This is a genomic window from Rouxiella badensis (assembly GCF_026967515.2).
Classification (GTDB): Bacteria; Pseudomonadota; Gammaproteobacteria; order Enterobacterales; family Enterobacteriaceae; genus Rouxiella; species Rouxiella badensis.
The window spans coordinates 94,741-120,825 of record NZ_CP114062.1 but is presented as its reverse complement, the minus strand read 5'-3'; the positions used below and the strand labels follow the sequence as shown (position 1 = coordinate 120,825).

22 protein-coding genes are annotated in these 26,085 nt (G+C 51.7%); 15 read left to right on the top strand and 7 right to left on the bottom strand.

The features are described from left to right. Window positions 1-242: 242 nt before the first annotated feature. On the bottom strand, window positions 243-455 hold the full coding sequence (cspE, locus tag O1V65_RS00785; RefSeq protein WP_017490235.1) for a transcription antiterminator/RNA stability regulator CspE: 213 nt from the start codon (window positions 453-455) through the stop codon (window positions 243-245). A 1,219-nt stretch (window positions 456-1,674) separates the two neighbouring features. Here cspE and O1V65_RS00780 point away from each other — a divergent pair. The 6 genes from O1V65_RS00780 to O1V65_RS00755 all read left to right on the top strand — a co-directional run bounded on the left by O1V65_RS00780 (window position 1,675) and on the right by O1V65_RS00755 (window position 7,896). Next, complete coding sequence (locus O1V65_RS00780) at window positions 1,675-1,875, top strand: DUF7736 domain-containing protein (RefSeq protein ID WP_017490237.1); 201 nt, start codon at window positions 1,675-1,677, stop codon at window positions 1,873-1,875. Between the two features lie 410 nt (window positions 1,876-2,285). Beyond that, window positions 2,286-2,669, top strand: a complete 384-nt coding sequence (locus tag O1V65_RS00775) for a winged helix-turn-helix domain-containing protein (RefSeq protein WP_017490238.1) — start codon at window positions 2,286-2,288, stop codon at window positions 2,667-2,669. 195 nt (window positions 2,670-2,864) lie between these two features. After that, on the top strand, window positions 2,865-4,130 hold the full coding sequence (locus O1V65_RS00770; RefSeq protein ID WP_269130084.1) for an MASE1 domain-containing protein: 1,266 nt from the start codon (window positions 2,865-2,867) through the stop codon (window positions 4,128-4,130). A 10-nt stretch (window positions 4,131-4,140) separates the two neighbouring features. Then, a complete protein-coding gene (locus O1V65_RS00765; protein ID WP_017490240.1) occupies window positions 4,141-4,776 on the top strand; it encodes a response regulator in 636 nt (211 codons plus the stop codon). Window positions 4,777-4,799: 23 nt separating this feature from the next. Then, entirely contained in the window at window positions 4,800-7,553 is a 2,754-nt protein-coding gene (locus O1V65_RS00760) for an ATP-binding protein (RefSeq protein ID WP_227977668.1), read from the top strand. Window positions 7,554-7,647: 94 nt separating this feature from the next. Next, a complete protein-coding gene (locus O1V65_RS00755) occupies window positions 7,648-7,896 on the top strand; it encodes a hypothetical protein (protein WP_081601383.1) in 249 nt (82 codons plus the stop codon). Here O1V65_RS00755 and O1V65_RS00750 read toward each other — a convergent pair. Further along, window positions 7,893-9,089: an MFS transporter gene (locus O1V65_RS00750; protein WP_227955801.1), complete on the bottom strand. Its 1,197-nt coding sequence runs from the start codon at window positions 9,087-9,089 to the stop codon at window positions 7,893-7,895. The two genes, O1V65_RS00755 and O1V65_RS00750, sit on opposite strands and share 4 nt — an antisense overlap. Beyond that, window positions 9,086-10,294, bottom strand: coding sequence for a serine hydrolase domain-containing protein (locus O1V65_RS00745; protein WP_269130083.1), 1,209 nt, complete (start codon window positions 10,292-10,294; stop codon window positions 9,086-9,088). The genes O1V65_RS00750 and O1V65_RS00745 overlap by 4 nt, the downstream gene beginning before the upstream one ends. A 118-nt stretch (window positions 10,295-10,412) precedes the next feature. Here O1V65_RS00745 and O1V65_RS00740 point away from each other — a divergent pair, with 118 nt between their 5' ends. Further along, the gene (locus O1V65_RS00740; protein ID WP_017491453.1) at window positions 10,413-11,297 is read left to right on the top strand and encodes a LysR family transcriptional regulator; all 885 of its coding nucleotides are present in this window, start codon (window positions 10,413-10,415) and stop codon (window positions 11,295-11,297) included. Between the two features lie 18 nt (window positions 11,298-11,315). On the opposite strand, the gene O1V65_RS00735 is transcribed toward O1V65_RS00740, so the two are convergent. Then, entirely contained in the window at window positions 11,316-12,014 is a 699-nt protein-coding gene (locus tag O1V65_RS00735) for a VIT1/CCC1 transporter family protein (RefSeq protein WP_017491454.1), read from the bottom strand. Window positions 12,015-12,123: 109 nt separating this feature from the next. Here O1V65_RS00735 and pdxR point away from each other — a divergent pair, with 109 nt between their 5' ends. Further along, window positions 12,124-13,539: a MocR-like pyridoxine biosynthesis transcription factor PdxR gene (gene pdxR, locus O1V65_RS00730; RefSeq protein ID WP_269130082.1), complete on the top strand. Its 1,416-nt coding sequence runs from the start codon at window positions 12,124-12,126 to the stop codon at window positions 13,537-13,539. On the opposite strand, the gene O1V65_RS00725 is transcribed toward pdxR, so the two are convergent. After that, window positions 13,536-14,015, bottom strand: coding sequence for a carboxymuconolactone decarboxylase family protein (locus tag O1V65_RS00725; RefSeq protein WP_017491456.1), 480 nt, complete (start codon window positions 14,013-14,015; stop codon window positions 13,536-13,538). The two genes, pdxR and O1V65_RS00725, sit on opposite strands and share 4 nt — an antisense overlap. A 293-nt stretch (window positions 14,016-14,308) precedes the next feature. Between O1V65_RS00725 and O1V65_RS00720 the strand changes: the two genes are divergently transcribed. Next, entirely contained in the window at window positions 14,309-15,781 is a 1,473-nt protein-coding gene (locus O1V65_RS00720) for an EmmdR/YeeO family multidrug/toxin efflux MATE transporter (RefSeq protein ID WP_026110473.1), read from the top strand. Then, window positions 15,778-16,239 (top strand): thiol-disulfide oxidoreductase DCC family protein, encoded by a 462-nt coding sequence (locus O1V65_RS00715; RefSeq protein ID WP_269130081.1) that lies wholly within the window; start codon window positions 15,778-15,780, stop codon window positions 16,237-16,239. Before O1V65_RS00720 ends, O1V65_RS00715 begins: the two co-directional genes overlap by 4 nt. Before the next feature lie 22 nt (window positions 16,240-16,261). Here O1V65_RS00715 and O1V65_RS00710 read toward each other — a convergent pair whose 3' ends face one another. Further along, window positions 16,262-16,696 carry an OsmC family protein gene (locus tag O1V65_RS00710; RefSeq protein ID WP_017491459.1) on the bottom strand — a complete coding sequence of 145 codons (435 nt, stop codon included), beginning with the start codon at window positions 16,694-16,696 and terminating at the stop codon, window positions 16,262-16,264. Between the two features lie 384 nt (window positions 16,697-17,080). Here O1V65_RS00710 and O1V65_RS00705 point away from each other — a divergent pair, with 384 nt between their 5' ends. Beyond that, window positions 17,081-17,374 (top strand): Rdx family protein, encoded by a 294-nt coding sequence (locus tag O1V65_RS00705; protein ID WP_017491460.1) that lies wholly within the window; start codon window positions 17,081-17,083, stop codon window positions 17,372-17,374. Window position 17,375: 1 nt separating this feature from the next. Here O1V65_RS00705 and O1V65_RS00700 read toward each other — a convergent pair whose 3' ends face one another. After that, entirely contained in the window at window positions 17,376-18,293 is a 918-nt protein-coding gene (locus O1V65_RS00700; protein ID WP_026110474.1) for a bestrophin family protein, read from the bottom strand. Window positions 18,294-19,208: 915 nt separating this feature from the next. Between O1V65_RS00700 and O1V65_RS00695 the strand changes: the two genes are divergently transcribed. The 4 genes from O1V65_RS00695 (at window position 19,209) to O1V65_RS00680 (ending at window position 26,076) form a co-directional block, all read left to right on the top strand. After that, window positions 19,209-20,675: a sugar porter family MFS transporter gene (locus O1V65_RS00695; RefSeq protein ID WP_017491462.1), complete on the top strand. Its 1,467-nt coding sequence runs from the start codon at window positions 19,209-19,211 to the stop codon at window positions 20,673-20,675. A 323-nt stretch (window positions 20,676-20,998) separates the two neighbouring features. Then, complete coding sequence (locus O1V65_RS00690) at window positions 20,999-22,924, top strand: bifunctional 5-dehydro-2-deoxygluconokinase/5-dehydro-2-deoxyphosphogluconate aldolase (protein ID WP_017491463.1); 1,926 nt, start codon at window positions 20,999-21,001, stop codon at window positions 22,922-22,924. A gap of 109 nt (window positions 22,925-23,033) precedes the next feature. Next, on the top strand, window positions 23,034-24,209 hold the full coding sequence (locus O1V65_RS00685) for an arabinose transporter (protein ID WP_269130080.1): 1,176 nt from the start codon (window positions 23,034-23,036) through the stop codon (window positions 24,207-24,209). 361 nt (window positions 24,210-24,570) lie between these two features. Next, entirely contained in the window at window positions 24,571-26,076 is a 1,506-nt protein-coding gene (locus tag O1V65_RS00680) for a CoA-acylating methylmalonate-semialdehyde dehydrogenase (protein WP_017491465.1), read from the top strand. The last annotated feature ends 9 nt before the right edge of the window (window positions 26,077-26,085 follow it).

Here is a 26,085-nt window from a genome sequence, read left to right as displayed (position 1 = left end):
AGTTGATGTTAGGATGCTGCTGCACCATGGGGACCAGTCTATGGCCGGGGGTCCCACATCAACATGACTCAATCATTACAAAAAAATGACGGAGGGCAGCTCTTTAAGCCGCTTCTCGCTCAAAACTTTTTCCCAGAAAAGCAAAAAACCCGCTTTATGGGCGGGTTTTTCTGTTTGGGCCAACTTAACTGCTCCGGTCTATACCATCATCGCTATCGTAAGTTTGCCTCGCTGTTCACTGATTACAGTGCAACAACGTTTACTGCTGATGGGCCTTTAGCGCCGTTCTCGATAGAGAACTCAACTTTTTGACCTTCATCAAGAGTTTTGAAATCGTTGCTCTGGATAGCAGAGAAGTGTACGAACACGTCTTTGCTGCCGTCAGCAGGGGAGATAAAACCAAAACCTTTACCAGCGTCAAACCACTTCACCAAACCAGTCATTTTAGTAGACATATTAATTTCCTTTAAATTTATACCGCCATAAGGCGAGGGAGGTCTGTTTTTTTAGTTGTGATACTTATGGGGCACTAAAGAAGGAAATTCGCGGTGAAGAGATATCTAGTAAGGATAACGCTAATACAGTGAACTACTTTACTCAAATTGCTTTCATAAGGTCTGTACTACAAACCGAGGAGTGCATTAACGCACGCCATCAAAGATTACGCAAGCATTATTTTTTTTAAAGATTTAGGCGGTTAGTTTTATAAAACTTAATCTAAATCACAAAAAAATGTTCAGATTCGCGTCACTATTTGTCTAACAAATGGAGGAGTGACTATGAACATTGTACAAGGTAAAACTCACAGCAAAGTTACCATTCAAGATGTAGAAGTCATGGTTGCCATGTTGGCTATTGTTGCCATCATCCTTTGGGAACTGCTGTTCTAGACCTTACCAGACAAGGCGTTAGAGCAAAATATGCCGTTGCATATCGTTGCGCGTTAACAGAGACAGGCGCTGGAAATCACCTGTCTTAAAATAAGCAGCGGGATGGAGCTAACCACAGTTGGCAGGATTGATTGGCGACGGCATCTTACTGTGCAGGTTTCTGATTGCACCTACAAACTTAAGCATTTTTTATAAATGCGCGTAATTGGCTATCGGTTGACGACGTTTCCAGTAGGCTGTCGGACGTTAGTAACCGCTCGACTCAAGAACGAAAGGCAAGTCAATGATCAGATTGGCAAGCAGTACAGCCAAACTGGAATAAATGACTAATTTCAGCATAAGGACCTCAGAACACCGCGATAAGAACGAGGAAACCTATCCCGTTCACTAATATTTAGAAACGTGCATCATGAACGGCCAATCCAGCATGACCATAAATGCCAGACTTGCCGCACAAGCAATAATTACAACCTTCATATTGTCCTTAAAAATCAATCCAATAAATCTTTTCCGCTGACCTTCCCGAGAAACATTGCGGGAGATATTTGCCTTCCCGAAACGGTCAAAAATAAGAAGCCTTGACTATTCGCGCTAGTAATAGCAAAAAGCGCAAATGTGATCAATATCACGTTTAAAGAATGAGCACTTTTCGTCTTTTCCCTAAAAATATAACGATAAATATCCCCTGTCGCTTTGGGTTGTTATCCCTGTCTATCCTGGGGCAAAATAGGCTTGAGGATGAAACATCCCACTGACTGTTAACCCCCTCCATCAAGGATCTCCAGTGACCAAACTAACCCAGCAACAGTGCATCATTCTCACCGGCTTTACCGGAATACTGCACGGTGAATTCGAATGGTTTCATGCCGATCTGGAAAGAAGGCTGGGTCGTGAGGTCCAGACCTCAGAGCTCGGCTACCCGGAGTTTATGGAACAATGCAAGGCATTGTATGAAGAAGACTTCTCTGCGCTGATACCTGATTAACTGCGGCAGCTTAATAAAACCGGTCTGCCCCATGGCCGCGCCGGTTTCTTCCCTTAAATACCTCTTTTAACTTCTGAAATTTATTAAAACAATCAGCCAACCCTCGTAATATTTAATTTTTAACAACGATTAGGACGAGTACGGAAAAATTCAACATACGGGAAATCTCGTTGTATTACATCCAGCTTTGCTATTTAATACGCTCAGTTTCACAATCGAAGGTTATCTTAAAACCCTTATTTAAATGATACAGAAGAGGGCAACGCATTTTATACCTTCGTACATTTTATTTAAAAACTTTTAATAATATTAAGCTGGGTGATAACGTGAATACAAAATATATTGCACCATCTATTTTACTTAACAACCCTTTCGTTGATTCCCCTATAATTAATTGTAAGGGAAATCAAATGAGCATTAATAACAAAACCTTTGAAGTCACTGAAAAACATAAAAGGCTGGTTATTTGCCTGCTGAAGGGCGTCACTCAGAAAAACGATATTATAAATATCGTCTGGTATGAACAAGGTGGCATGGTCAGTGATAATAATTACCATCAACTGATCCACAAATTTCGCAATCTGCTTGCCGATAATAATCTGCCGAAGGCGATGCTAAGAACTATCCCGCGCCATGGCGCCATGCTCGACCTGTCATTACTCCCAGAGCAAGAAATCGCACCAGGCGAGATTACTGCCATTGAGTTACAGGCCAGGAAACCCTTTAGCCTGTCTACCCTGGGCAACAGCTTTATGGAAAGTATTAGTCAGATAGCCAAATCGCTGTATCGCTAATCTTTCGCCTTAACACCTGAGCGCATCTTCTCTTGCCCGATCTCAATAACTTTCGGGCAGGAGCGAATGACCTGAGTCACAAATCCCCCCCATTTATTTGCTCTTATTTTGACCTTAGAGCATATCAACGCGTTAAGCCTGTATACTTAAGATCTCGTGAGCCAGAAAGCTCACCTCTCGCAAAGAGATAGTCTGATGACCAGATGGGCGTTCCCACTGAAATGGCTTTTATTTTCATTAAGTTATTTAGCTCTGGCCTTCCTATGCCTTGAAACACGCGACAGCAGCAGCCTTTCCTCGGCGATTTGGTTACCCGCAGGCTTAACGCTCGGTATTCTTTGTTCATCTCCCCTTTCACGTTGGCCGCTATGGTTAGTTAGCGCGGGCACACTGCACGTTCTGGCAAGCTACCTGCATCACCGCCCAATGGATATTACGCTGGTTTTTGCCGTCACTAATCTGGTTATCCTCTGTCTCAGCGCCCACGTTTGGTTGACCCTCATGAAGGGCCGCGGTATCGCCAGCAACCTCAGCGCAATGGCCCTGTTTATCAGCATCGTTCTGGCCGCCAGCGCACTCGGCGGTATGACTATCCTGTTCGCTTTACGCATGCTTGCTTACCCCACTGTCGTCTCTCATTTTGTAAGCTGGAGCATTTCCAATGCGACCGGATGCCTGGCAATGGCGCCACTTTTCATGGTTAATCAGTTGGTTATCAATAAAAGGGTTAAAAGCCAGAACCTACTTTTGATTACCGGAATACTGCTCATTACGTTGGCGCTGTTTTTACCTGATTACGATTATCAGCAAAATATTCCGACAGTGGATTTCTCACTTTATTTGCTTTTTGGCCTAATATTGCTTTCGTTGTTGTTTATTACAGAACGAAGGCTGGCTCTATTACAGGTCATTATTGCGCTTATTATCAGCATCACAACCATTTATAATCGCGGCCCTTTCGCAGACAGTTTCTATTCCGATAACAACGGTATTACCGCTTCTCAACTTTATCTTTTAGCCATATTCATCTCAGCACTGCTGGTGCGAAGCGGGATAACCGATCTCTATTTTTTAAAACGGCAAAGCGAGCGCCAAATATTACTGATGAGTGCCAACTTTGCCGAACAGAAGAGTTACCCCTTTCGCATAAACGTCACGCAGCAAAAGGTTATCTGGACCGATGTCTTGAAGATGCCTGACGCTTTACCGCAGGCAGCACTCATGACTCCGGCACAAATTCTCGGGCGTATGCATCCCGATGACAGAACATTATTTTCACCCTGGTTTATGGGAGCGAATAAGACCTCAGTAAGGCCATTTACCCAACCGGTGCGGCTTATTTTAAGCAGTTCTGATTTCTGTAAGGGGCATATCGCCCTGCTGAGTGACCACGACAACAACGCAAACCTCTACCTGAACGGCGTCCTGACCCTTTATCAGGGCCCTTACCCGAGCCAGTGAGACAGCTAACATGAAAACAGTTCTGATTGCCGACGACCATCCCGTTTATCTGCTCGGGCTTAAATCGCTCCTGGAGACGCAGTTTGCCAGGGATTACACCCTGAGTGGCACCGCGAGCAACGTCGATGAGCTGCTGGCGTCGCTCAAAAATGCTCAACCTGATCTATTGCTTACTGACTTAACCATGCCGGGCACTCAGCATTCTGACGGTTTACACCTGATTCAGTTTTTACGCCGCACCTATCCCTCACTGCCGATTATTGTTATCAGCGTGCTGTCAAATCAGGCTATCGCGAACTTGATGCTGAATTCCGGCGTGGTGGCCGTGATTAATAAACAGAGTCTGAGCACAGAACTTAACGCCTGTCTTAAGGCGTTGGCGCTGGGGCAAAGCCTGACACGAACCCGCAAGACTCAGGGGCTTAAAAATCTTGCCGATGACAGCCACGCTCACAACGTACCTATCAGCCCCAAAGAAACCGAAGTCTTACGGCTCATGAAACAGGGGCAGACGGTAAATCAGGTCGCCCAAATACTACACCGCTCGAAACAAACCATCAGTGGACAGAAAAAAAGTGCCATGCACAAGTTAGGTCTGACGACGGATGCCGATCTGTACGAATATCTGCTTAAGATTGAACTGTGATTCGCAGCTCGAGGGTCCTTATTTTGTTGCTGCTGTGCCTGGCGCAGCAGGCCTATGCCGAGGTATTACGCATCGGCGTGGATAACGTCAGCGTGCGCTACAGTGAAATTAACACCCGCGTTCAGAATGATGACATCGAGCCGGCGATTATTTCCTTACTTAATCAACAGCTTCATGCTCAGGGAGAGACATCGCTGACTCTGGAGGCGGTGTATCTCTCCGACAACATCATCAAGAACGGCCTGTTGGGCAGCAACGCCCTCGACGCCGTTTTCATGGAAACCTCATTCCCGCCAGTGGCTGACGGCGAAATTGAAACACTTCCGCTCTTCACCACCCACTGGCGCATCGTCTCACTGCCCAACCGCCGTCAGAATGCCGAGACAAATCTTAACGACCTTAACGATAAACATATTATCGTCGTCAACGACGCTCCGCTCTCGGCGTTAAAACAGCGTTACCCTCGGGCGATGCTTATCACCACAGCGTCATTGGGCGAGGCGATTGCGCTGCTAAAAGCCGGTGCAGGGGACGGGGTATTCTGCCGTCAGGCCGCCGCCAGCGTATTGAGCGAAAACATTTATCCCGGCGAGCTGCAGGTCAGCGACGTCGATAGCCTGGTAACCGAGACCCATTTAAGGATGCGGGCCGACAACCCCGCCGTTCTCGCGGCACTTAATCGGGCCATTCCGCAGCTTCCCCAGGACACCATCAAAGATATTCTAAGCCGTAATTTCACCGTATTGACCCTGATGAATATTGTGCCCATGCTCAGGCAAACGCACCGTAACTTCGATACCGCAGCGGTGGCCGTCGGCGTCGCATCGCTCTTCCTGATTAGCTTCCTGATTGGGCAGGTGGTTCGCCGCAGACAGGCCGAGCAGCGGTTAAAAGACTCGGTAAAATTTTGGGAGGTGTTGCTCAACAGCCTTTCCACGCCGGTTCTGGTGTGCAACGCTGCCGGGATAATAACTCATGTGAATCAGGCACTTTGCCAAAGTCTAAACATCGACAGGCGGCGTATTATTGGCAGTATGGTCGAAGGGTTGAACAAACAGTTTTTTACCTCACCTGCGCTGGAGACGGCAGGTTTGGTAAAGGCAAGTCAGGCCACCGAGCCGCAGTTTTTCGAGGGGCACTATACCCTCAATCAGAATTTGCACAGCATCGCCGGTTGGATAACGCCCTACAGCAATACATCTATGCTGCCACAGGGTCTGGTGATTGGTTGGTATGACATGACCGAGCGCATCAAACTTGAGGGGCAACTGGCTCAGGCACTCACCGAGGCCAAAGCGTTCAGCCATGAGAAGAGCGAATTTTTGGCACGGATGAGCCACGAAATCCGCTCACCCATGAACGTTATCATGGGTGTGCTAGAGATTGAGAATCAGCGCCTCAACAACCCACAGTCTCCTATCGCCGTGGCCTATAACGCCTCACGTGGGCTACTGCAAATAGTCGGTGATATTCTGGACTTGTCAAAAATCGAAGCCGGTGAAATGCAGCTCAAGCCAACGCCGGTCTCACTCTTTACCTTGCTGACCCGTGCTGCCGAGGCCTATCAGACGCTGGCGAAGAGGAAAGGCCTGAACCTGAATACCCATATCGAAAGCTGTTTTGGCCAGTATTATCTGATTGATGAGGGCAAACTCAGGCAGGTGGTCAATAACTTGCTCAGCAACGCGGTGAAATACACTCAGACCGGGCACGTCGTGCTGTCGGTGCGACGGGTATCCCAGAGTTCCTCAGATAAAAATCAGGAATTAATCATTAGCATCACGGACAGCGGCATCGGTATTGCGCCCGCGCTGCTGCCCGGCATTATTAAACCCTATCGGCAGATATCCTCGTCTACGCCAGACAGCACCGGACTTGGCCTGACTATCTGTCATCAACTTGTCGTCCTGATGGGGGGCAAGCTCGAGATAAGCTCGCGTGAGAACATCGGTTCGACGTTCAGCGTCAGGCTGACGCTGAAACGAGTTGAGGCCGACCAAGCGCCCTCCTCCACGGCAGATTTTTCGGCGGTCAACAAAGGGTTTAGGCTCTGGGTTATCGACGATCTGCCCGCCAACCTGTTGGTAATGAAAATGCAGCTCTCGGCGCTAGGGCATCAGGTGACTACCTTTAACAAAGCAGCCGAGGCGCTCGCCGAGCTGCAACGTCATCCAGCGCCTAAAGTGGATATGATTCTGACCGACTGCCAGATGCCCGAGATGTCTGGCTATGCCTTTGCCAATCGGGTACGTGAGTGGGAGGGCGACAGTCCGTCTCATCTGCCCATCGTGGGCTGTACCGCTAACGCTTTTTCCGACGAGGAAACCAAGTGCCTGAAAGCCGGGATGGACGCTCATTTGACCAAGCCGATGACGCAGGCGGACCTAAAGAACTGCTTGCAGGAGTTGCTGCAAAATCGGCGTATCGACCTCGACGAGGTGATGGCACTTTCTGCCGGGCAGTCGACTATTATCAATAATATCATCAACGAGTTAAAACAGAGCAGCGCAGAGGATCTGCTGCTGATCGAGCAGGCCTGGCAGACTGGAGACATCGACACGCTCAAAGGAAAGGTTCATCGCCTAAAAGGGAATTTTGCGCTAACGCAGTTCGAGGCGGGGCAAAACCTGTGTCTTACGCTGGAGAGAAAGCTGTCGCAGGATGGCCGCGACATTGAGCGCTATCTGTTGCTTTTGCGCCACACCACACGACACTTCATCAGTCTGCTGCAAGCGTTTCAGCCCCCAACTTGGTCACACCGCCCGCACGCTGATTAATTTTTGTTCTATCATGTTAATTGGTTGAAACCTGATGCCTCGAGAGAGAAAATAGGTCGATTTTATTTTTCACATTGATATCAGTGTCGGACCTATGAACGCACGCAAACCACGCCGTCCCCCCGGACGTTGGACGTATTACATCCTGTATGAAGACATTCTGTGGCCTTGCCCAGTCCGATGGGAGTGGGAAAGTGGCTACGGTGGCTGGCTGCCCTTCTACTTTTCGCCGACGCTGGAGTTCGTCGCCGGGGATCCGTCCAAGGCGACGAAAGTCTCGGGCGGCCGACCTGCCACAGCCAGCCGCATTCGGCAACTTGCCTGTCTCTCAGAGGAGGGCTAACAGCCTGCCTTCTCAGTTGACTCTGCCATCCGCGAGCCGGGCGTAAATCCGTTGTTTTTTGCACGCAGTACAATAGCCAGACTCAGCACCAATAGCAGCAGCATCACCCAGGGGAACGACGAAACACCCTGCGTTTTAAGCAGCACCCCCCCGGCTATTCCTCCTCCTGCGATTGCCAGATTCCAGGCCACGACAATCATCGATTGTGCGATGTCTGCGCTGTCACCCGCCGCGTCTGCCGAAGCGGTTTGCAGCAGCGTTGCCGCACCGCCGAAGGTCAGACCCCAGACAAAAATGCCCAGATACAGCACCGACGCAGAGGCCCCCAGACCGCCAAACGCCAGGCAGGTCAACGCAAAAAGGACAAGGCTCGACAGCACCGTGCGACGCAGCCAGCGGTCCACCAGCCAACCGGTCAACCCAATGCCAAGCATGGCGCTCAATCCGAACAGCAGCAGCATCTTGTCCACCTGTCCCGCGAGCCCTGACCGAGCCAAAAAAGGCACAATGTAGGTATAAAGGATGTTGTGCGCCGTTATCCAGGTAAAGATAACCCACAGCACCGAACGTACGCCCGGCAGTTGCCACACCTGATATAGCGAGCGCTGTTTCTGGCGTGACTCGCCCGGGAAGTCGGGAACCTTGAGCAGGATCCACACCGTTAGCAGCAGGGTCATCGCCGACATGAGGCCGAACGCGGTGCGCCACCCCACTAGCGAGCCAAACCAGGTACCCAGCGGCACGCCGAGCGACAGCGCCAACGGCGTGCCGATCATTGCCAGCGTCATGGCTTTACCCTGCAAGGCAGGCTCGACCATTCGGCGGGCATAACCCGCGATCAGTCCCCACGCCAGCCCGGCCGAGGCACCGGCAAAGAAGCGTGCCACCAGCGTCAGACTATAGTCGGTCGAAAATGTTGTCAGGGTGTTGAATAGCAGAAAGCCCAACACCGATGCCAGCAATGCCCGGCGGCGACGCCATCCACGGGTTGCCACCGTTAGCGGAATTGCCGCCACCAGCGAACCGAGGGCATAAAGCGTGACCATTTGACCGGTCATTGAGGCTGAAACACCTAGACCGCTGCTAATCTGCGGCAGCAGTCCTGCGGGCAAGGTTTCGGTCATGATGGCAATAAATCCGGTCATCGCCAGCGCCAGCAGCCCCGAAACCGGCAGCCTTGAAGTGTCGCTCATGGCTGTGTTACTCCTGAAAGACTCGCATACACGGCGTCACGCAGTTCGTTAACGAATGCGCCCGACATTCCCTCCATCATGGTATTGGTTAACGCGACCACCGTCAGTTCACGCTGTGCGTCGACAAACCAGGAATGGCCGTAGACCCCACCCCAGCGCCAGGTGCCGACGGATTCCGGCGAGCCAGCTTCCTCTGGGTCACGCAGCACAGAAAATCCGAGGCCAAAACCGAAGCCGGGCGCATCTGGTAAAATTGCGCCTGCCGTCTGGTCGCGGCCCATCTCCTCGATTAACGCTTTTGAAAGCAGACCGTGTTTGCCTGAACGCAAGGACTCGAAGAAACGCAGCAGGTCCGGTGCGCTACCGACCATACCTGCCCCCGCCGAGGGGAAAGCCTCGGGATTTAGAATGCGCTTTGGCGAAAAGCGGATACCGGCGGTATCGGGAAACGGAGCAACATATTCATTTTCCTGCAATATATGCGGCTCGGGTCTGTCGTTGACGTAAGCAGTGGCGAGGCGCTCAGGCCACAGGGTGTAAAAACCACTGTCGTGCATCTGTAGCGGATCGACGATTAGAGCTTTAACTGCCTGGTCGAGCCGTTGCCCGCAAACCTGCTCAATCACTGCACCCAATACATCGACGGACAACGAGTAGCACCAGGCGCTACCCGGCGTGAAAAGCAGCGGCACGTCGGCAATACGTTGCAGGTTTTCACTCAGTGAGTGCGTAGCGTCGTCCATACCGTCAGAGACTCCCGCACGCGCGTAAGGCCCCTGCTCATCGCTTTCCAGAAAACGGTAACCGAAACCGGCGGTATGGCTCATTAATTGACGTACGGTAATGGTCGCCACCTCACCGTTCGGCAAGCGCGGATGAAAGTCGGCCAACAGCGTATTCAGCGACTGTTCGAGATGAAGACGCCCTTGCTGGACGAGCACCATCGCCGCCGCGGTAACGATAGGTTTTGACACCGATGACAGGCGAAACAGCGTCGTTAAAGACATCACCTGCTGCGTTTCTCTGTCCGCCCAGCCGTGCGCGCGCTGGTAGCGCGTCTCCCCCCGATACGCGACCATGACTACCGCACCAACCAGACGTTTCTCTTCGAGTGCACGTTGGATAACGGCATCAACCGAAGCAAACGGCAACGTTTCCACGACCTGATGCTCACTGCTTTTTGTTTCCAGAGCTGAGAGTTGCATAATGCTTTTTCCAAAAGTAATGAACCAGAGATTCAAGATAGATCGCTAGGGGTTACGGAAAAAGTGGGGTAGATTTCTCTTATCTGCGGACCTTTTTGTCCGCAATGGGGAGAAACCTATGGACAGCCTGAGCAGTCTCGGCGTTTTTGTACAGGTGGCGGAAACCGGCAGTTTTGTTGCCGCAGGAGGCGTGTTGGGCGTATCGGCCTCGGCAATCGGCAAGAGCATTTCGCGACTGGAAAGCCGGCTGAACGTGCGGCTGTTTCACCGCAGTACGCGAAGCCTGACGTTGACGGCGGAAGGCGCGCTGTTTCTCGAACGCAGCAGGCGTATTTTGGCCGAATTTGAAGCCGCTGAGCACGAACTGAGCCTTGCGACCCAGTTTCCACGCGGCAGATTACGCATCAGCCTGCCGATGGTCGGTTCACTGATGCTGCCGGTATTGAGCGAATTTATGGGGCAGTACCCAGACATTGAGCTGGAGCTTAATTTCACCGATAAAATGGTAGACGTCATCGAGGAAGGCTTCGACGCGGTGATCCGCACCGGAGAGATAACCGACTCACGCCTCAACCTGCGAAAGCTCGGCGATTACACCAAATACGTGGTCGCCTCTCCCGACTATCTGGCGCAGCACGGCACACCACAAACCTTAGAAGAGTTACCACAGCACAGCTGCCTGCACTACCGTTTCAGCCGCAGCGGAAAAATCGAACCCTGGCCGCTCACCTTTGATAATCCGGTCGATTTGCCGCTGTCGATGGTCTGCAATAACCTAGAGGCACAGGTTTTTTTTGCCGAACAGGGCCGGGGAATTACCTGCCTGCCTGAGTTCTCGGTACGTGAAGGTCTGTCCGCTGGCAGATTGCACAGCGTGCTGGAACAGTACGTCTCCCACCGTGCATCGTTCAACATTCTTTGGCCCTCGGGCGGCTGCATGACGCCGAGACTCCGGGTGCTGATCGACTTTCTGTGTGAACACACCTTTGCCGTCGACCGCTAATGTGCAGCAACACCCTGCTCAACCGCTGAAATGGGCAAAGAGCGAACCAATAATTCCAGAAGCGCCCATGGCCAGCGCGCTCCAGAAGGTGACTCGCACCACGCCGCGCAACACCGAGGCACCGCCGACTCTTGCTGCGAGACCGCCAAGTATCGCCAGCGATAACAGCGTCGACACGACGATAGCGCCGATGACCCAGGCGTGCGGCACCAGTAACGTGACTAACAGCGGCAGCGCGGCACCGAGGGCGAAACTGCAGGCGGATGTCAGCGCCGCCTGCAAAGGACGTGCCGTCGTTATCTCTGAAATACCCAGCTCGTCACGGGCGTGTGCACCGAGCGCATCGTGCGCCATCAACGCTTCGGCAACCTGTTTCGCCAGCGGCAGGCTCAGTCCACGCTTGACGTAGATCCCCGCCAGCTCGCGAAATTCACCGTGGTAATCCTCCTCCAGCTCTCTGTGCTCCTCTTTTAGCGCCGCTTCTTCAATATCCGCCTGCGAAGAGACCGACACGTATTCGCCCGTCGCCATTGACATCGCGCCAGCCACCAGCCCGGCTAATCCAGTGAGCAGCAGACCGCTGTGGCCGACCTGCGCCGCAGCGACGCCAAGCAATAGACTGGCGGTAGACACGATGCCGTCATTCGCCCCAAGTACCGCGGCGCGCAGCCATCCCGCATGGGAGATACTGTGTGCCTCAATGTGTCCTCTGCTCAATCGACAATCCCTCTTCTCTGTTTTAAATGATTGCAGGCAGGCATCGTCTTGCATGCCAAAGGCGAGATGACATAATTAAATCCCCACAACCTGCATAAATGAGTAGGCCATGAAATCCTCAGCCAGCAGACCGTTGCTTACTATTGAAAGTACCAGCGATGAGCCTTTTTATCGCCAGATTTATCACCGAGTCAGGGCTTCTATCAACCAGGAGTTGCTAAAACCCGGCGATCGCCTGCCCTCGGCAAGGCAGTTGGCGAAAGAGCTGGGGCTGGCGCGCGGGACTATCGAGTCAGCCTATGCGCTGTTGTCCGCCGAAGGTTACATTCAGTCTCAGGGGCAAGCTGGAACCCGCATTGCGGCTAATGTGCAGCCCCAGCCTGAAAACAAAACGCAGCCACAGCGTGCGCCGACAAAGGCTTTTGGTATGCATACCCCGGCCATTTTGCCTCTACAGATGGGCCTACCAGCGATGGACGCTTTCCCGCGCAAAATCTGGGCAAGGCTGGGCGCCAGATACCTGCGCGCCATGCAGCCCAATGACATGAAATATCCGGCGCAATTCGGACTCCCTGCGCTGCGGGACGCGATTGCGGCCTATTTGCACATGGCGCGTGGGATAGCCTGCACGGGCGCGCAGGTGTTTATCACCTCTGGCTATCGCAGCACCTTGCAACTGATTGCTCACACCTTGCTTAAGGCCAACGACGCCGTATGGGTCGAGGATCCCGGCTTTCCGCTAACGCGTCAACTGCTGCATAACGCGCAGCTCAGACAGGTTGCCGTACCGGTCGATGCTGAGGGAATTCAGGTGCATAGCGGGATAACGCTGGCAAAAAATGCCCGTGCGGCAGTGGTCACGCCAGCGCATCAAAGCCCGCTGTGTGTTTCGCTGTCCCTGTCACGCCGTCTGGCCCTTCTGGAATGGGCCACACAGCAAAAATCATGGATTATTGAAGACGACTACGACGGTGAATATCGCTACGTCAGCCGTCCGCTTCCGGCGCTGAAAAGTCTGGATACCGCAGGGCGTGTCTTATACTGCGGCACCTTTAGTAAAGTGCTGTTTCCCGGCATCCGACTTGCGTATCTGGTGGTACCGGAAAATGAGGTGCAGCGCTTTGAGCAGGCCAGTCTGGGGTTCTTGGAAGGTATGGGTGAGATGAATCAGGCGATTGTCAGCGCTTTTATGCAGGAAGGACACTTTTCGCGACATATTCACCGTATGAGAAAGCTGTATGCAGAACGACGCGAGCATGCGGCAGCGGGATTAAACAAGATACTGAGCCAGCATCTTCACATCGACCCCCAACCGGGCGGTATGCATCTGGTTTTGCGACTCCACAACGGCCTCAACGACGTCGAGATTGCCGCCCGCATGCGTGCCAACGGGCTATACGTTCATGCAATTTCAAACTGGAGCAGCCACGCCAGTACTGAGCGTGGCCTGCTTGTCAGTTTCACCAATATTGAATCTCAGGCGCAGGCCGAGAAAATTGGCCAGAAGATCCTGGGACTGCTTTAGCGCAGCCCGGATTTTTCCAACCCATAGGCGGCATCCGCTGAGCCAGGTTCGACGCGAAAAGCGACCCCAAGCCGGTTCCAGCCGTTGATGCCGATAATCACGAAGCTGAGATCCGAAATTTCCTGCTCGGTAAGATGCGTACGCACGCGGTCGTAAATCTCGTCGGATACGCCGTGCGCGGACAGCGTAGTCAGGGCTTCAGTCCACTCCAGCGCCGCGCGTTCACGCGGGGTGAACAGCGGCGAGTCGCGCCAGATGGCAAGATGATGCACGCGCAGGTCACGTTCACCGCTGATTTTGGCTTCTTTAACGTGCATGTCGAGACAAAATCCACAGCCGTTAATTTGCGAGGCGCGAATAGTGACCAGAATCTTAAATTCTTTCGCCGCGGCGCTTTTGCTGACCGAGTTGTTAAAGTCGAGATATTTTTTAGCAATCTCGGAAGACACATTGTAATAGTCGATACGCTGGGACATAAAAAAACCCTTTTCAATATTGGAAGATGGTTGCCTGCAAGGTATCTGCCGTTGCGGCTCGTGATACCTGATGGCGACTATCATCACCGCACTTGGCCTAGTGAAAAAGCACCAAGAATCGGCTTATTGACTGGGCCATGATGGGCTATCCCCCCCATTTGGTGCAACTGTTCAACCAATCTGAAATGGCGGTTTGAATTAATTAAATCTGGCACAAAAAGACTTTGCATAATTGTTATTCTTTAATCATGCTTATTTAGTGAAATTCACTTTTTCTTAAAGCTGGAACTATTTTGCAAAACCTTAGAGCCTCAGTGCTCAACGCTATCAAGCGTACACCCTGGTATCCCAAGCGACGTTCCTATCGGGTACTGTTCTGGCGAGAAATAACGCCACTCGCGGTGCCCATCTTCTTCGAAAACGCCTGTGTGTTGCTAATGGGGGTGTTAAGTACCTTTCTTGTCAGTTGGTTAGGCAAAGAGGCGATGGCCGGGGTGGGTCTGGCCGACAGCTTTAATATTGTTGTTATTTCCTTTTTTGCCGCCATCGATCTCGGTACTACTGTGGTGGTGGCCTTCAGCCTGGGAAAACTTAATCACGAACGCGCCCGCGATGCCGCGCGACAGTCATTAATCATCATGACGTTGTTCGCCATACTGCTGGCGATGATCATTGAGTTTTATGGGCAAGGTATCATCGATTTGATTGCCGGCAACGCCGCGCCCGAGGTTAAGGCGCTGGCGTTGAGCTATCTGCGTATTACGGTGTGGAGCTATCCGGCGGCGGCAATCGCCCTGATAGGCTGTGGCGCACTGCGTGGAGCGGGTAATACCAAAATTCCGATGCTAATTAACGGCGGAATGAACATACTGAATATCGTGATCACTACCGTGCTGATTTACGGCTGCCTTTCCTGGAAGGGGCTAGGATTTATCGGCGCAGGATTAGGACTGACGATTTCACGCTATATCGGTGCCATCGCGGTGCTTTATGTGCTGGCAATCGGCTTTAATCCCTCTCTAAAAATCTCTCTGAAAAGCTATTTCACCCGTATCAATACCAGTATTTTGGTCGAGGTGCTGGGTATCGGCATTCCTGCCAGCATAGAATCGGTGCTGTTTAACGGCGGTAAACTGCTTACGCAGGTTTTTGTCGCCGGGATGGGCACCAGCGTTATTGCCGGTAACTTTATCGCTTTCTCGATTGCCTCATTGATTAACCTGCCGGGCAACGCCCTCGGTTCGTCAGCGACCATCATCGTCGGGACGCGCCTGGGTAAAGGTGAGATAGCTCAGTCAGAGTTTCAGCTGCGTCATGTCTATTGGCTCTCCGCCATCGGGATTTGCTCGCTCGCCTTGCTTTCAGTACCGCTCGCGGGCCTGCTGGCGTCGTTCTACACCCGTGACCCCGAGGTTATTCACGTCGTTAAAATCCTCGTCTGGCTCAACGCCGCCTTTATTCCCTTCTGGGCCGCCTCATGGGTCCTGCCCGCAGGCCTGAAAGGCGCACGCGATGCGCGGTTCACCATGTGGGTATCGATGCTGGGAATGTGGGGATGCCGTATTGTCGCTGGTTACACGATGGGAGTGGTGCTGGGGTTCGGCGTCGTCGGCGTATGGTTAGGCATGTTCCTCGACTGGATCGTTCGCGGCATATTCTTCTATTGGCGTATGGCCAGCGGCCGCTGGTTGTGGAAATATCCACGGCCTGAAAAAGAACCTATTCAGAAAGCGCAGGAAGAAGAGCAAGTTTCGGTGCAGGGATGATGACCACGCTGGGGCCTGCCCCTTACTTACGTCAAGGCGAGCGCGTCGTGATTTATGACGGCGTCTGCCGACTGTGCAATGGGTGGGTCAACTTCCTGATTCGTCATGATAAAAATCACAGTGTGCGCCTTGTCGCCGTACAATCCGAGGCAGGAGAGGCGTTGCTGAAATGGGCCGGATTATCCCCGCAGAACGTCAACACTCTCGTGCTCATCGACGGCGAAAACCTGTATAAACGTTCAGAAGCCATATTTCGGGTGATGTCCTTTCTGCCGTGGCCGTGGCGTATGCTCACAGCACTGCGCCGATTGCCGCTGCCGCTCAGAGACGCCTGCTATAATCGCATCGCCCTTAACCGCTACCGGCTATGGGGTCGTTATGACAGCGTAAAAAAGTTGCAGTCCGATCATCAGGGGCGATTTATCGAGGATGACGAAAGAGGGAATGATGACCACTGAGAGCTCAGTGGTCATAGGAAGCCTAGTTATGGAGTTTGTACTCTAACGTAATTTCAGCATTCAGAACCTTCGACACAGGGCAACCTGCTTTCGCTTTCTTAATCAGCTCGTCGAATTTGTCCTCGGGAATTCCCGGCAGTTTAACCGCACTGTCCAGCTTAATAGCCGTTATGGCAAAGCCGCCGTCCACTTTATCGAGTGAAACCGTGGCCTTGGTATCAATGCCTTCCGGCGTAAAACCCGCCTCGCCGAGGATAAGAGAAAGTGCCATCGAGAAACAGGCTGCGTGTGCAGCGCCAATCAACTCTTCCGGGTTGGAGCCAGGTTTACCCTCGAAGCGAGTATTAAACCCGTAAGGCTGGTCTTTCAGCGCACCGCTTTCAGTGGTGATGGTCCCTTTGCCTTTCTTGATGTCGCCTTCCCAGTGAGCCTGTCCATACTTATGAATAGTCGCCATAATTTCCTCTGTTCTGTTTAACACAGAACTAAGTATAGACGCTTAACCGCATTGGGAAAGGCAGCCGGAAGGATCCCCCCCCTTCCGGCGCTTATCTCCGGCACTCGCTTGAAACGGCGTTAGCTCTGTATAAGGGGGGTGAAGAGATAATACCATTTAAGATAAATCTCATGAAGAGGATTTACGATTAATAATCATTATCATTTACTTATTTAAGCAACTGTTACCAGATGTATCTCATATTGAGCGTTTCTTCAGCATATTGTGATGCAAAACTCCGCCTTCATGGCCTAAAACACTGCACATTGCTCGTAAGGCGAGAACGATTTAGATTATTGCGGTAGAGAATTCGAGGATTCATTCACTTTAACGGAAGCCATCCACATGGAAAAACGCCCCACTGTTACCATCAAATACTGCTCACAGTGCAACTGGCTGCTGCGCGCAGCCTGGATGGCACAGGAGCTGCTGAACTCCTTCAGTACCGATCTCGCCTCCGTGACACTCATGCCAGGCACCGGCGGTATTTATGAAATTACCCTCGATGACCACATTCTTTGGGAACGCAAACGAGACGGCGGCTTTCCAGATGCCGCCCAGATAAAACAAAGGGTGCGAGATATCTGTTTTCCTGAGCGCTCACTGGGTCATATTGAGGGTAAGAAGATTGACAAATAAATCAGTTTAGCTGGAACTGTTTATCCGGTCGCAGTCTTTGCGGAAGGTTCGTTTCGTCATTCATTTCACGAAGATTGATTTCAATAACGTTGCACATTGCGTTCAACGGTAGGTCGTTCGGTGCCGTGCCGAACGGATCTTCCAGTTCTTCCGCCAGCGCATCCAGCGAGATAAAGGTATAGGAAATAAATACCGAAACCAGCGGCGTCATGTAGTGCAAATCAGGCACCAGCGCGAAAGGCAACAGCGAACAAAACAGATAGACCGTGCGATGCACAATCAGGCTGTAGGCAAACGGAATAGGCGTATTAGAAATACGCTCGCAGCCCGCCAGCACAGAAGACAGCTGATTAATATTTTGGTCAACGCTCTGAAACAGAATGTCCGACACCTCACCCGCCTGACGGCGCTCTCCCAGCCACTGCCCAATTAGCAGCAGGATTCGATTACAGGGCGACGCGCTGCTCTCCAGCGACTTCAGGTCGTGATTTGGCAAAAGACGAGCCAAATCTTCACGCATTGACGTCCCGCGCAGCTGATGTTTCAGGCAATAACTGAAGGCTATCAGCAGTGCTGCAAACTCCTGCGCCAGTTCAGGACGCTGCGGCAGAATGCTTTTAACCTGTCTTAATAGAGAGCGATTAACAATCAGCAAACTTCCCCAAAGTACTCGCGCCTCGGTGAAACGCGCATAGCTGACGCTGTTGCGAAAACCGAGGAAGATGGCGATCGCGACGCCCAGCAGGCTAAAGGGAGCCAACGTCAGCTTGACGCCAAGGGCTTCGTACCACTGGAAGCAGAGAATAGCGACTACCGACATCGCCAGATTCAAGCTTAAACGAAATAAGATCTCGGACAGCACAGAGCCGTGCCAAACGAACAATCTTCGGAACCAATGTTGATGGGGTCTGACAATCATAGAGCAGGAATTAAATTAGGGGGGTTAAGTCTGTGTTATAGCAGATTCATTTGAATAATATCAATCAAGAAACTAAGGCAATTAAGGTTTCTTTAAGGCCGTTAATGCTTGCCTCAATATTGCAATAAGCGCTCAAAATTTCTGAATATTGCTGTGGAAGTCTTATTTTAAGGCCAAACAAAGTGCATCAGGAGGATCAGACAGATAAATTATCGGTTAACTCAAGCCAACTCAATTAGTTAAGAGAAATTTAAAATGACCTTTAAAGGTAAAGTCTGGATCGGAATGGTATGCTCTTCATTAACATTTTGGGGCATCGTCGGTTATGCCACTTATCTGCTTATGGCCTGAAACATGCGCCTAAATAACCTCATCGCAGGCACACTTTGCCATTCCGAATAAATCTTTCACTTGCTGTCACTGACAGCCATCATCATGCGGCAAATAATTCAGCGTCACTGCATGTGGCTGTTTAAGGTGCAGGTAAAAAGGCGTTGACCCGTTTACGTTCGGCAAAGCTATGCAGCCGCGGTTTTAGCTACGGGTAACTCAATAGAAAGTCCTTATATTTGAGGAGTCTTTTCGAAAATTAATGTCAGGCTTTGGCTCATTTTATACAGCGCTTTTTAGCCAGGTTAACACAATAAAAACATCGACCACGTCACAAATTATTCCCGCCTTCGCAATAAAATTCACATAAAATACTTTAAAAACATAATGATAAAATTTTCTTCATAAAACGAGACTATTTTTTAAATTGTCGCCCCCCTCACATTAATGAAACATATAATTCACTAATATTCATTTGCGAATTTTTATTTCAAAAAAAGCAATTTTTTATAGAATGTCTCATTAACCTGTACAGAATCCTTTCGCAATTGAGTGCGCTACTGAATGTGAAAAGGGAGGGTAAAAATGGCTACAAACAAGACTCATTACAACCTGGTCTACCTGATGCTTTGTTGCACCGTCGCTGCTTTTGGGGGCCTGCTGATGGGATACGACAGCTCAATCATTTCAGGGGCGATTGAACCACTCAGTGCTTACTTCCAGCTCGGCCCGGCAGAAACCGGTTGGGCTGTGTCCTGTATTCAAGTATCAAGCCTCATCGGCTGTCTGGTTGCGCCAAAAATAAGTGACCATTTCGGCAGAAAGCGTTCACTTTGCGTGACTGCCATTATTTTCGCGGTGTCCATTGTCGGCACAGCGCTGGCACATAACTTCACCGTCTTTATTTTGTTCAGGTTGATTGGCGGACTCGCTATTGGTTTGGCCTGCGTGATTTCTCCCATTTATCTGGCGGAACTTTCTCCTTCAAGATATCGCGGTCGAACCACCGCGCTTTACTCTATTTGCTGTGTGGGCGGTCAAAGCGTGGTGATGCTGACCAACTTCTTCATCAGTAAATCAATGACCTCCGCCGTTTTAGTGGATACCGGCTGGCGTCTAATCCTTTCCTCGGCGCTGGTTCCCTGCATCGCTTTACTGGTGTTTATCTCGTTTATCCCCGAATCGCCACGCTGGAGCGTATTTAAGGGTCGCGATAAAGAAGCGCTGACTACCCTGGGTAAAATTTCAAACCTTGAACATGCCAAAACCGTGTTTGGTGAAATCAAAGATTCAATTAAGACCGATATCCACAGTACGGTAAAAGCTAAATTCACACTGAATAAAAAAACCTTTCCTCTGTTAATCATTGGTATTGGCCTTGCCTTGGGTAACCAACTGAGCGGCGTAAACGTCATTCAGTATTTTGGCCCTACGTTGATGAAAAATATCTCCAGCGATAACAACACTGCAATGTTCCTGGCCTTCGTGCTTGCCTTTGCGCAGTTCCTTGGTGTCGTAGTGGGCATGTTTCTGCTGGATAAAGTGGGGCGACGTAAACTGCTGCTGTGGGGCGCACTCGCTTCGACAGTTTGTCTGGCCTACTCCTTCGCCGCATTCTATCTGCGCTTCGCAGGGGTATACTCTGTATTGGGTCTGTTTGCTTTTATGTTTTTGTTTGGTATCACCTGGGGTCAGGTTATCTGGACCGTGTTGGGCGAAATCTTCCCGATGGAAATTCGCTCTATCTGTGTAGGTATTTCGGTGTGCTCGCTGTCTGTCGCTAACTTTGCCGTCAGCACCACCTTCCCTATCATGAACAGCAACCCCTACCTGCAGCAGGTGTTTCACGGTGGGTTCCCGCTGCTGCTGTTCTCGGGCTTCTCGTTGCTGATGTTCCTGTTTACTTATCGCTATGTGCCTGAAACAGCTAACGTTCCGTTAGAAAGAATCGAAGCCATCGTGTTGAGAAAATACTATGGTCGCGATATCGAAGACGACGTTGAACCGGTTCACGGCGAAAACATCGGCCCCCTGGGTGATGGCATAAAATAAGCGTTCCTTTGACCTGACCAGATGGCCCGGCTCCTCATCATGAGAGTCCGGGTCATTTGTTTATGGGATAGACATAAAATGAATTAAAAATGTCAAAATAGGATATTTCATTTCATTTTGCCAGCGAGTTCACAATTTAATTTATTTTTTATAAAAAACAACAAATTAACAAAATAACGCAAGACTAAACCTTTCACAAATATGATAATTTGTGAGCAACATCATAAAAACAATGCGTTAAAATATTTCATTTATATTGAAAATGAAATTATTAATCCTTAATATACTTTAAAGGCCATTCAGCTTGGGTTGAGGATAGGAAGATGAACAACGTGCAAAAGAAACTGGATGTTATCTGTTTGGGACGTATCGCCGTCGATCTGTATGCGCAGCAAATTGGCGCCCGCCTGGAAGATGCAAGCTCCTTTGCCAAATACCTCGGCGGATCGTCGGGTAATGTGGCTTACGGAACGGCTATTCAGGGGCTGCGCTCCGGCATGCTCGCCCGCGTCGGCGATGAACACATGGGACGTTTCCTGCGCGAAGAGTTAACCCGCGTCGGCGTCGATACCCAATATCTGATTACCGATAAAGATCGTCTGACCGGCCTGGTGCTGCTGGGCATCAAGGATCAAGACACTTTCCCGCTTATCTTCTACCGCGATAATTGTGCCGACATGGCGCTGAAGCCACAGGACATCAGCGAAGACTACATCGCTTCTTCGCGCGCTCTGGCTATCACCGGAACACACCTTTCGCATCCCGATACCCGCCAGGCGGTGTTGACCGCGCTGGACTATGCCAAAAAACACGGCCTGCGTCGGGCGCTGGACATCGACTATCGTCCGGTGCTGTGGGGCCTGACCGCGCTGGGTGACGGTGAAACCCGCTTTGTTTCATCCGAGAAGGTCACCCGCGAGATTCAAGAGGTGCTGCATCACTTTGACCTGATTGTCGGGACGGAAGAAGAGTTCCACATCGCAGGCGGCAGCACCGATACCCTGACCGCCCTGGCGCGCGTTCGTGAACTGACCGATGCCACCCTGGTCTGCAAACGCGGTGCATTAGGCTGCTCGGTATTTGAAGAGCAGATCCCCACGTCCTGGGATGAGGTAAAACTGCAAACCGGCGTTCGTGTCGAAGTGCTGAACGTACTGGGGGCGGGCGACGCATTCATGTCAGGCCTGCTGCGCGGTTATCTCAATGACGAAGGCTGGGAACAAGCCTGCCGCTACGCCAACGCCTGCGGTGCGCTGGTGGTTTCACGCCACGGCTGTGCGCCCGCCATGCCAACCAAAAAAGAGTTGGACGACTATCTGCTGCGCGACAAATCTGTGCCGCAGCCAGACAAAGACGCCCGCCTGAACCACCTGCATCGGGTCACCACCCGCAAGCAGCAGTGGCCAGAACTGTGCATCTTCGCCTTCGACCACCGTAAACAGCTAGTGGACATGGCGCAGGAAGTAGGCGCTAACGTCAACGAGATCCCACGTTTGAAAGTATTGCTGCTCGAGGGTGCGCGTCAGGCGGCTAAAGAGGCCGGGCTGCGTAACAACAGCGGTATTCTTGCCGACACGACCTTCGGACAGAACGCACTGAATGCCATTACCGGCGAAGGCTGGTGGATTGGTCGCCCGATTGAGCTGCCGAGTTCGCGTCCTCTGCGCCTTGAACACGGGAACATTGGTTCGCAGCTGATCGATTGGCCGCTGGAACACGTGGTGAAATGCCTGATGTTCTACCATCCAAAAGACGATGCTGCACTGCGTGAAGAACAGGAGGCCTTGGCGCTGGAAGTTTACCAGGCGTGCTGCAAGTCCGGCCACGAGCTGCTGCTCGAGATTATCCTTCCGAGCGACAGTCCCTTCCAGGACGAGAAATATTATGCCCAGACCGTTGAGCGCTTCTACTCCCTCGGGATCCAGCCTGACTGGTGGAAACTTCCTGCGCAAAGTGTCGAAGGCTGGAAAGCGATAGGTCAGCTTATCGACAACAACGATCCTGATTGCCGCGGCATTCTGATCCTCGGCCTCGACGCACCAGAATCTACGCTGAAAACCGGCTTTGCGGCCGCAGCAGATATTCCATGGGTCAAAGGCTTTGCGGTAGGACGCACCATCTTTGGCGAATCCTCCCGCCAGTGGCTGGCAAACAAGTTTAATGATGAAGAACTGATTAACGACGTGAAGCAGCGTTACCTCACGCTCATCAAATACTGGCGTGAATATCGCCCGGCTAGCCATCGCTAATACTCTGCCCTTGGGGCCTGACTTCCGCTCGACAGTCAGGCCCTCGCTATTTTCAGCTTTGTCGCATTTAACCGCTCATGTCATTCATTAACCACAATGGGTTCCGCCGATGACGACATTAATTCAGGAGCCACACCCTCGCCGCCTTTTATTACGGCTCAGTATCGGCATGTTTGTCGCCTATCTGTCGATTGGCCTGCCGCTGGGGATTATTCCGCTTTACGTACATCAACAGCTAGGGCTGAACGACGTGATGGTCGGTATCGCCATCGGTACCCAATTTCTGACCACGCTTATCACGCGAAGTACCGCAGGCCGCTGGGCCGATCATCAGGGCGCGCGGCGCACCGCCTTTCTGGGCATGGCCAGCTGCGTGGGTTCAGGCATTGCCACGCTTGCTGCCGCGTTGATGCCGGGAAATGCTCTCGCGCTGGCTTACGGCCTACTGATCGGCGGACGCGTACTGCTTGGCGTGGGCGAAAGCCTGTTACTGACCGGCAATCTGACCTGGGGAATGGGGCTGGCTGGCAGCAGTTTGGCGGGTAAGGTCATGTCCTGGAATGGAATCGCGACCTATGGCGCGATGGCAGCCGGTGCACCGTTGGGATTAGCAATTTACCACTCTCAGGGGATGGCCGCCGCCTCGGGTCTGATGTTGGTATTGCCGCTGATTGCACTGGTTATCGACAAAGGCGTACCACCGGTTGCCGTACATACTGGCAAAAGACAGCTGCTCAGCGCTATTTGGCTGCTCATCTGGCGACCGGGTCTGGGCCTTATGCTACAGGGTATCGGGTTCTCGGTGCTCAGCGTGTTTGTCACCCTTTATTTTGCCCAATTTGGCTGGCCATATGCCGGTTTTGCATTGACGGCGTTTGGCAGTGCGTTTATCGCCGTCCGGCTGACTTTTGGCAACCTGCCGGACAAGATGGGCGGCATTAAGGTGGCACAGTTTTCCTTACTGGTGGAATGCGCCGGGCTGCTGCTGATTTTTCTGGCGGTTAATCCCTTGATGGCGCTGGCCGGTGCCGCGCTCACTGGCTGTGGCTGTTCGCTTATCTTCCCTTCGCTTGGCGTTGAGGTAGTGCGCCGTGTACCGCCAGAGGCCAGAGGTACGGCATTGGGGGGATTTTCGGCCTTTCAAGATTTGGCCTATGCGTTGACAGGCCCTCTGGCTGGGATTCTCACAGGCCACGCGGGCTATCGCAGCGTATTTTTGCTGGCAGCGGTGTGCGCTTTTCTCGGCATGCTGCTGGTGAAACTCGGTCTGACAAAACGAGGATAAATCCACGCCCCAGTGTCCAGAAAACACCTGTAATGAACTTTTTATACCGTTAAAATGAAATGTCAGACATTCTCGTGCGCATGACAACGGTCTCTATGACTTTTTCAGCCCAGGCCTTATCTGACGGCATTTCATCAAAAATTTAAAGCATTTAAATCATATAGATATAATCTTAAGACCTGTATTTTAGGTGCACATCTCCGCAAGTTGAGATCATAAAATCCTGCTACCGATCACAGAAACATAAATTCCATAAAATTTAATTTGAAACATTTAGTTCAAAGTAATAAGGTTAATTCAGTCGGGCGATCCTTAGCAGGGTCCAGCATACTCATCACGGTTCTGAGGTAAGGTAGAGAAGATGGAAACAATCGCGAATTTCATTAATGGCCAGCTCCACACGAGCAGCAGCAAAGAAACTCTGCCGGTAACTAATCCGGCTACCGGTCAGGTCATCCGTCAGGTCACACAAAGCACCGAGAAGGAAGTGTTACAGGCTATCGAGCATGCACACAAGGCTTTCCCTTCATGGGCCAAGACTCCGCCTCTGCGCCGTGCACGTATCCTTTTTGAATTCAAAGCCTTGATCGAGAAGAACCGTGATGAGCTGGCTGAACTGATCACCAGCGAACACGGTAAAGTCTATTCCGATGCGCTGGGTGAGCTGACCCGCGGTCTGGAAGTGGTTGAATTCGCCTGCGGTATTCCGCACCTGTTAAAAGGCGAGTATTCCAACACCGTCGGCACTGGCGTAGACAGTTTCTCGGTCATGCAGCCGCTGGGCGTGGTAGCGGGAATTACGCCATTTAACTTCCCGGCAATGGTGCCAATGTGGATGTTCCCGGTCGCACTGGCCTGCGGTAATACCTTTATCCTCAAGCCACCGGCTCCAGCCCCTTCTGCCTCAATCCGTCTGGCTGAACTGCTGAAAGAAGCAGGCTTGCCGGACGGCGTTTTCAACGTCGTTCACTGTGGCAACGAAGCCGCCAGCCTGTTAACCAGCGATGAACGTATCCAGGCAGTCAGCTTTGTGGGCTCCTCTGCGGTTGCTCAGCATATCTACGCTACCGCCAGCGCCCACGGTAAACGTGTACAGGCGTTTGGTGCCGCGAAAAACCACGCTATCGTCATGCCGGATGCCGACCTCGATGCGACCGTGCAAGCCATTATGGGCGGCGCATTCGGCTCTGCCGGTGAACGCTGCATGGCGCTGCCAATCGTGGTTGCCGTAGGTGATGACACCGCCGACAAACTGATTGCTAAGCTGACACCGCTGGTCAATGCGCTGCGTATCGGCCCGGGAAATCTGCGCGGTAAAGAAGAAAATGAAATGGGCCCCGTCATCTCTAAGGCTCACCAGTCCAAGGTCGTTGGCTATATCGATCAGGGCGTTGCCGAAGGCGCGAAACTGGTTATCGACGGCCGCAACCACAAGGTTGAAGGTCATCCGGAAGGCTTCTACGTTGGCGGTACACTGTTTGACAATGTCACCACCGATATGAAGATTTACCGCGAAGAGATTTTTGGACCAGTCTTAGGCATCGTCCGCGAGAAAGATTTCGACTCGGCGCTAAACACTGTTAACGGCCATGAATTTGGCAACGGCAGCGCGATTTTCACCACCAACGGTCACTATGCTCGTGAGTTTGTGCAAAACGTTGAGGCTGGCATGGTGGGTGTCAATATTCCTGTGCCGGTACCGGTGGCCTTCCACTCCTTTGGTGGCTGGAAACGCTCGGTGTTTGGCGCGTTGAACGTGCATGGGCCAGACGGCGTCCGCTTCTATACGCGTATGAAAACCGTGACCACTCGCTGGCCAACCGGGCAACATACCGTTGCCGAGTTCAGCATGCCGACGCTGGGTTAATATTTTCTA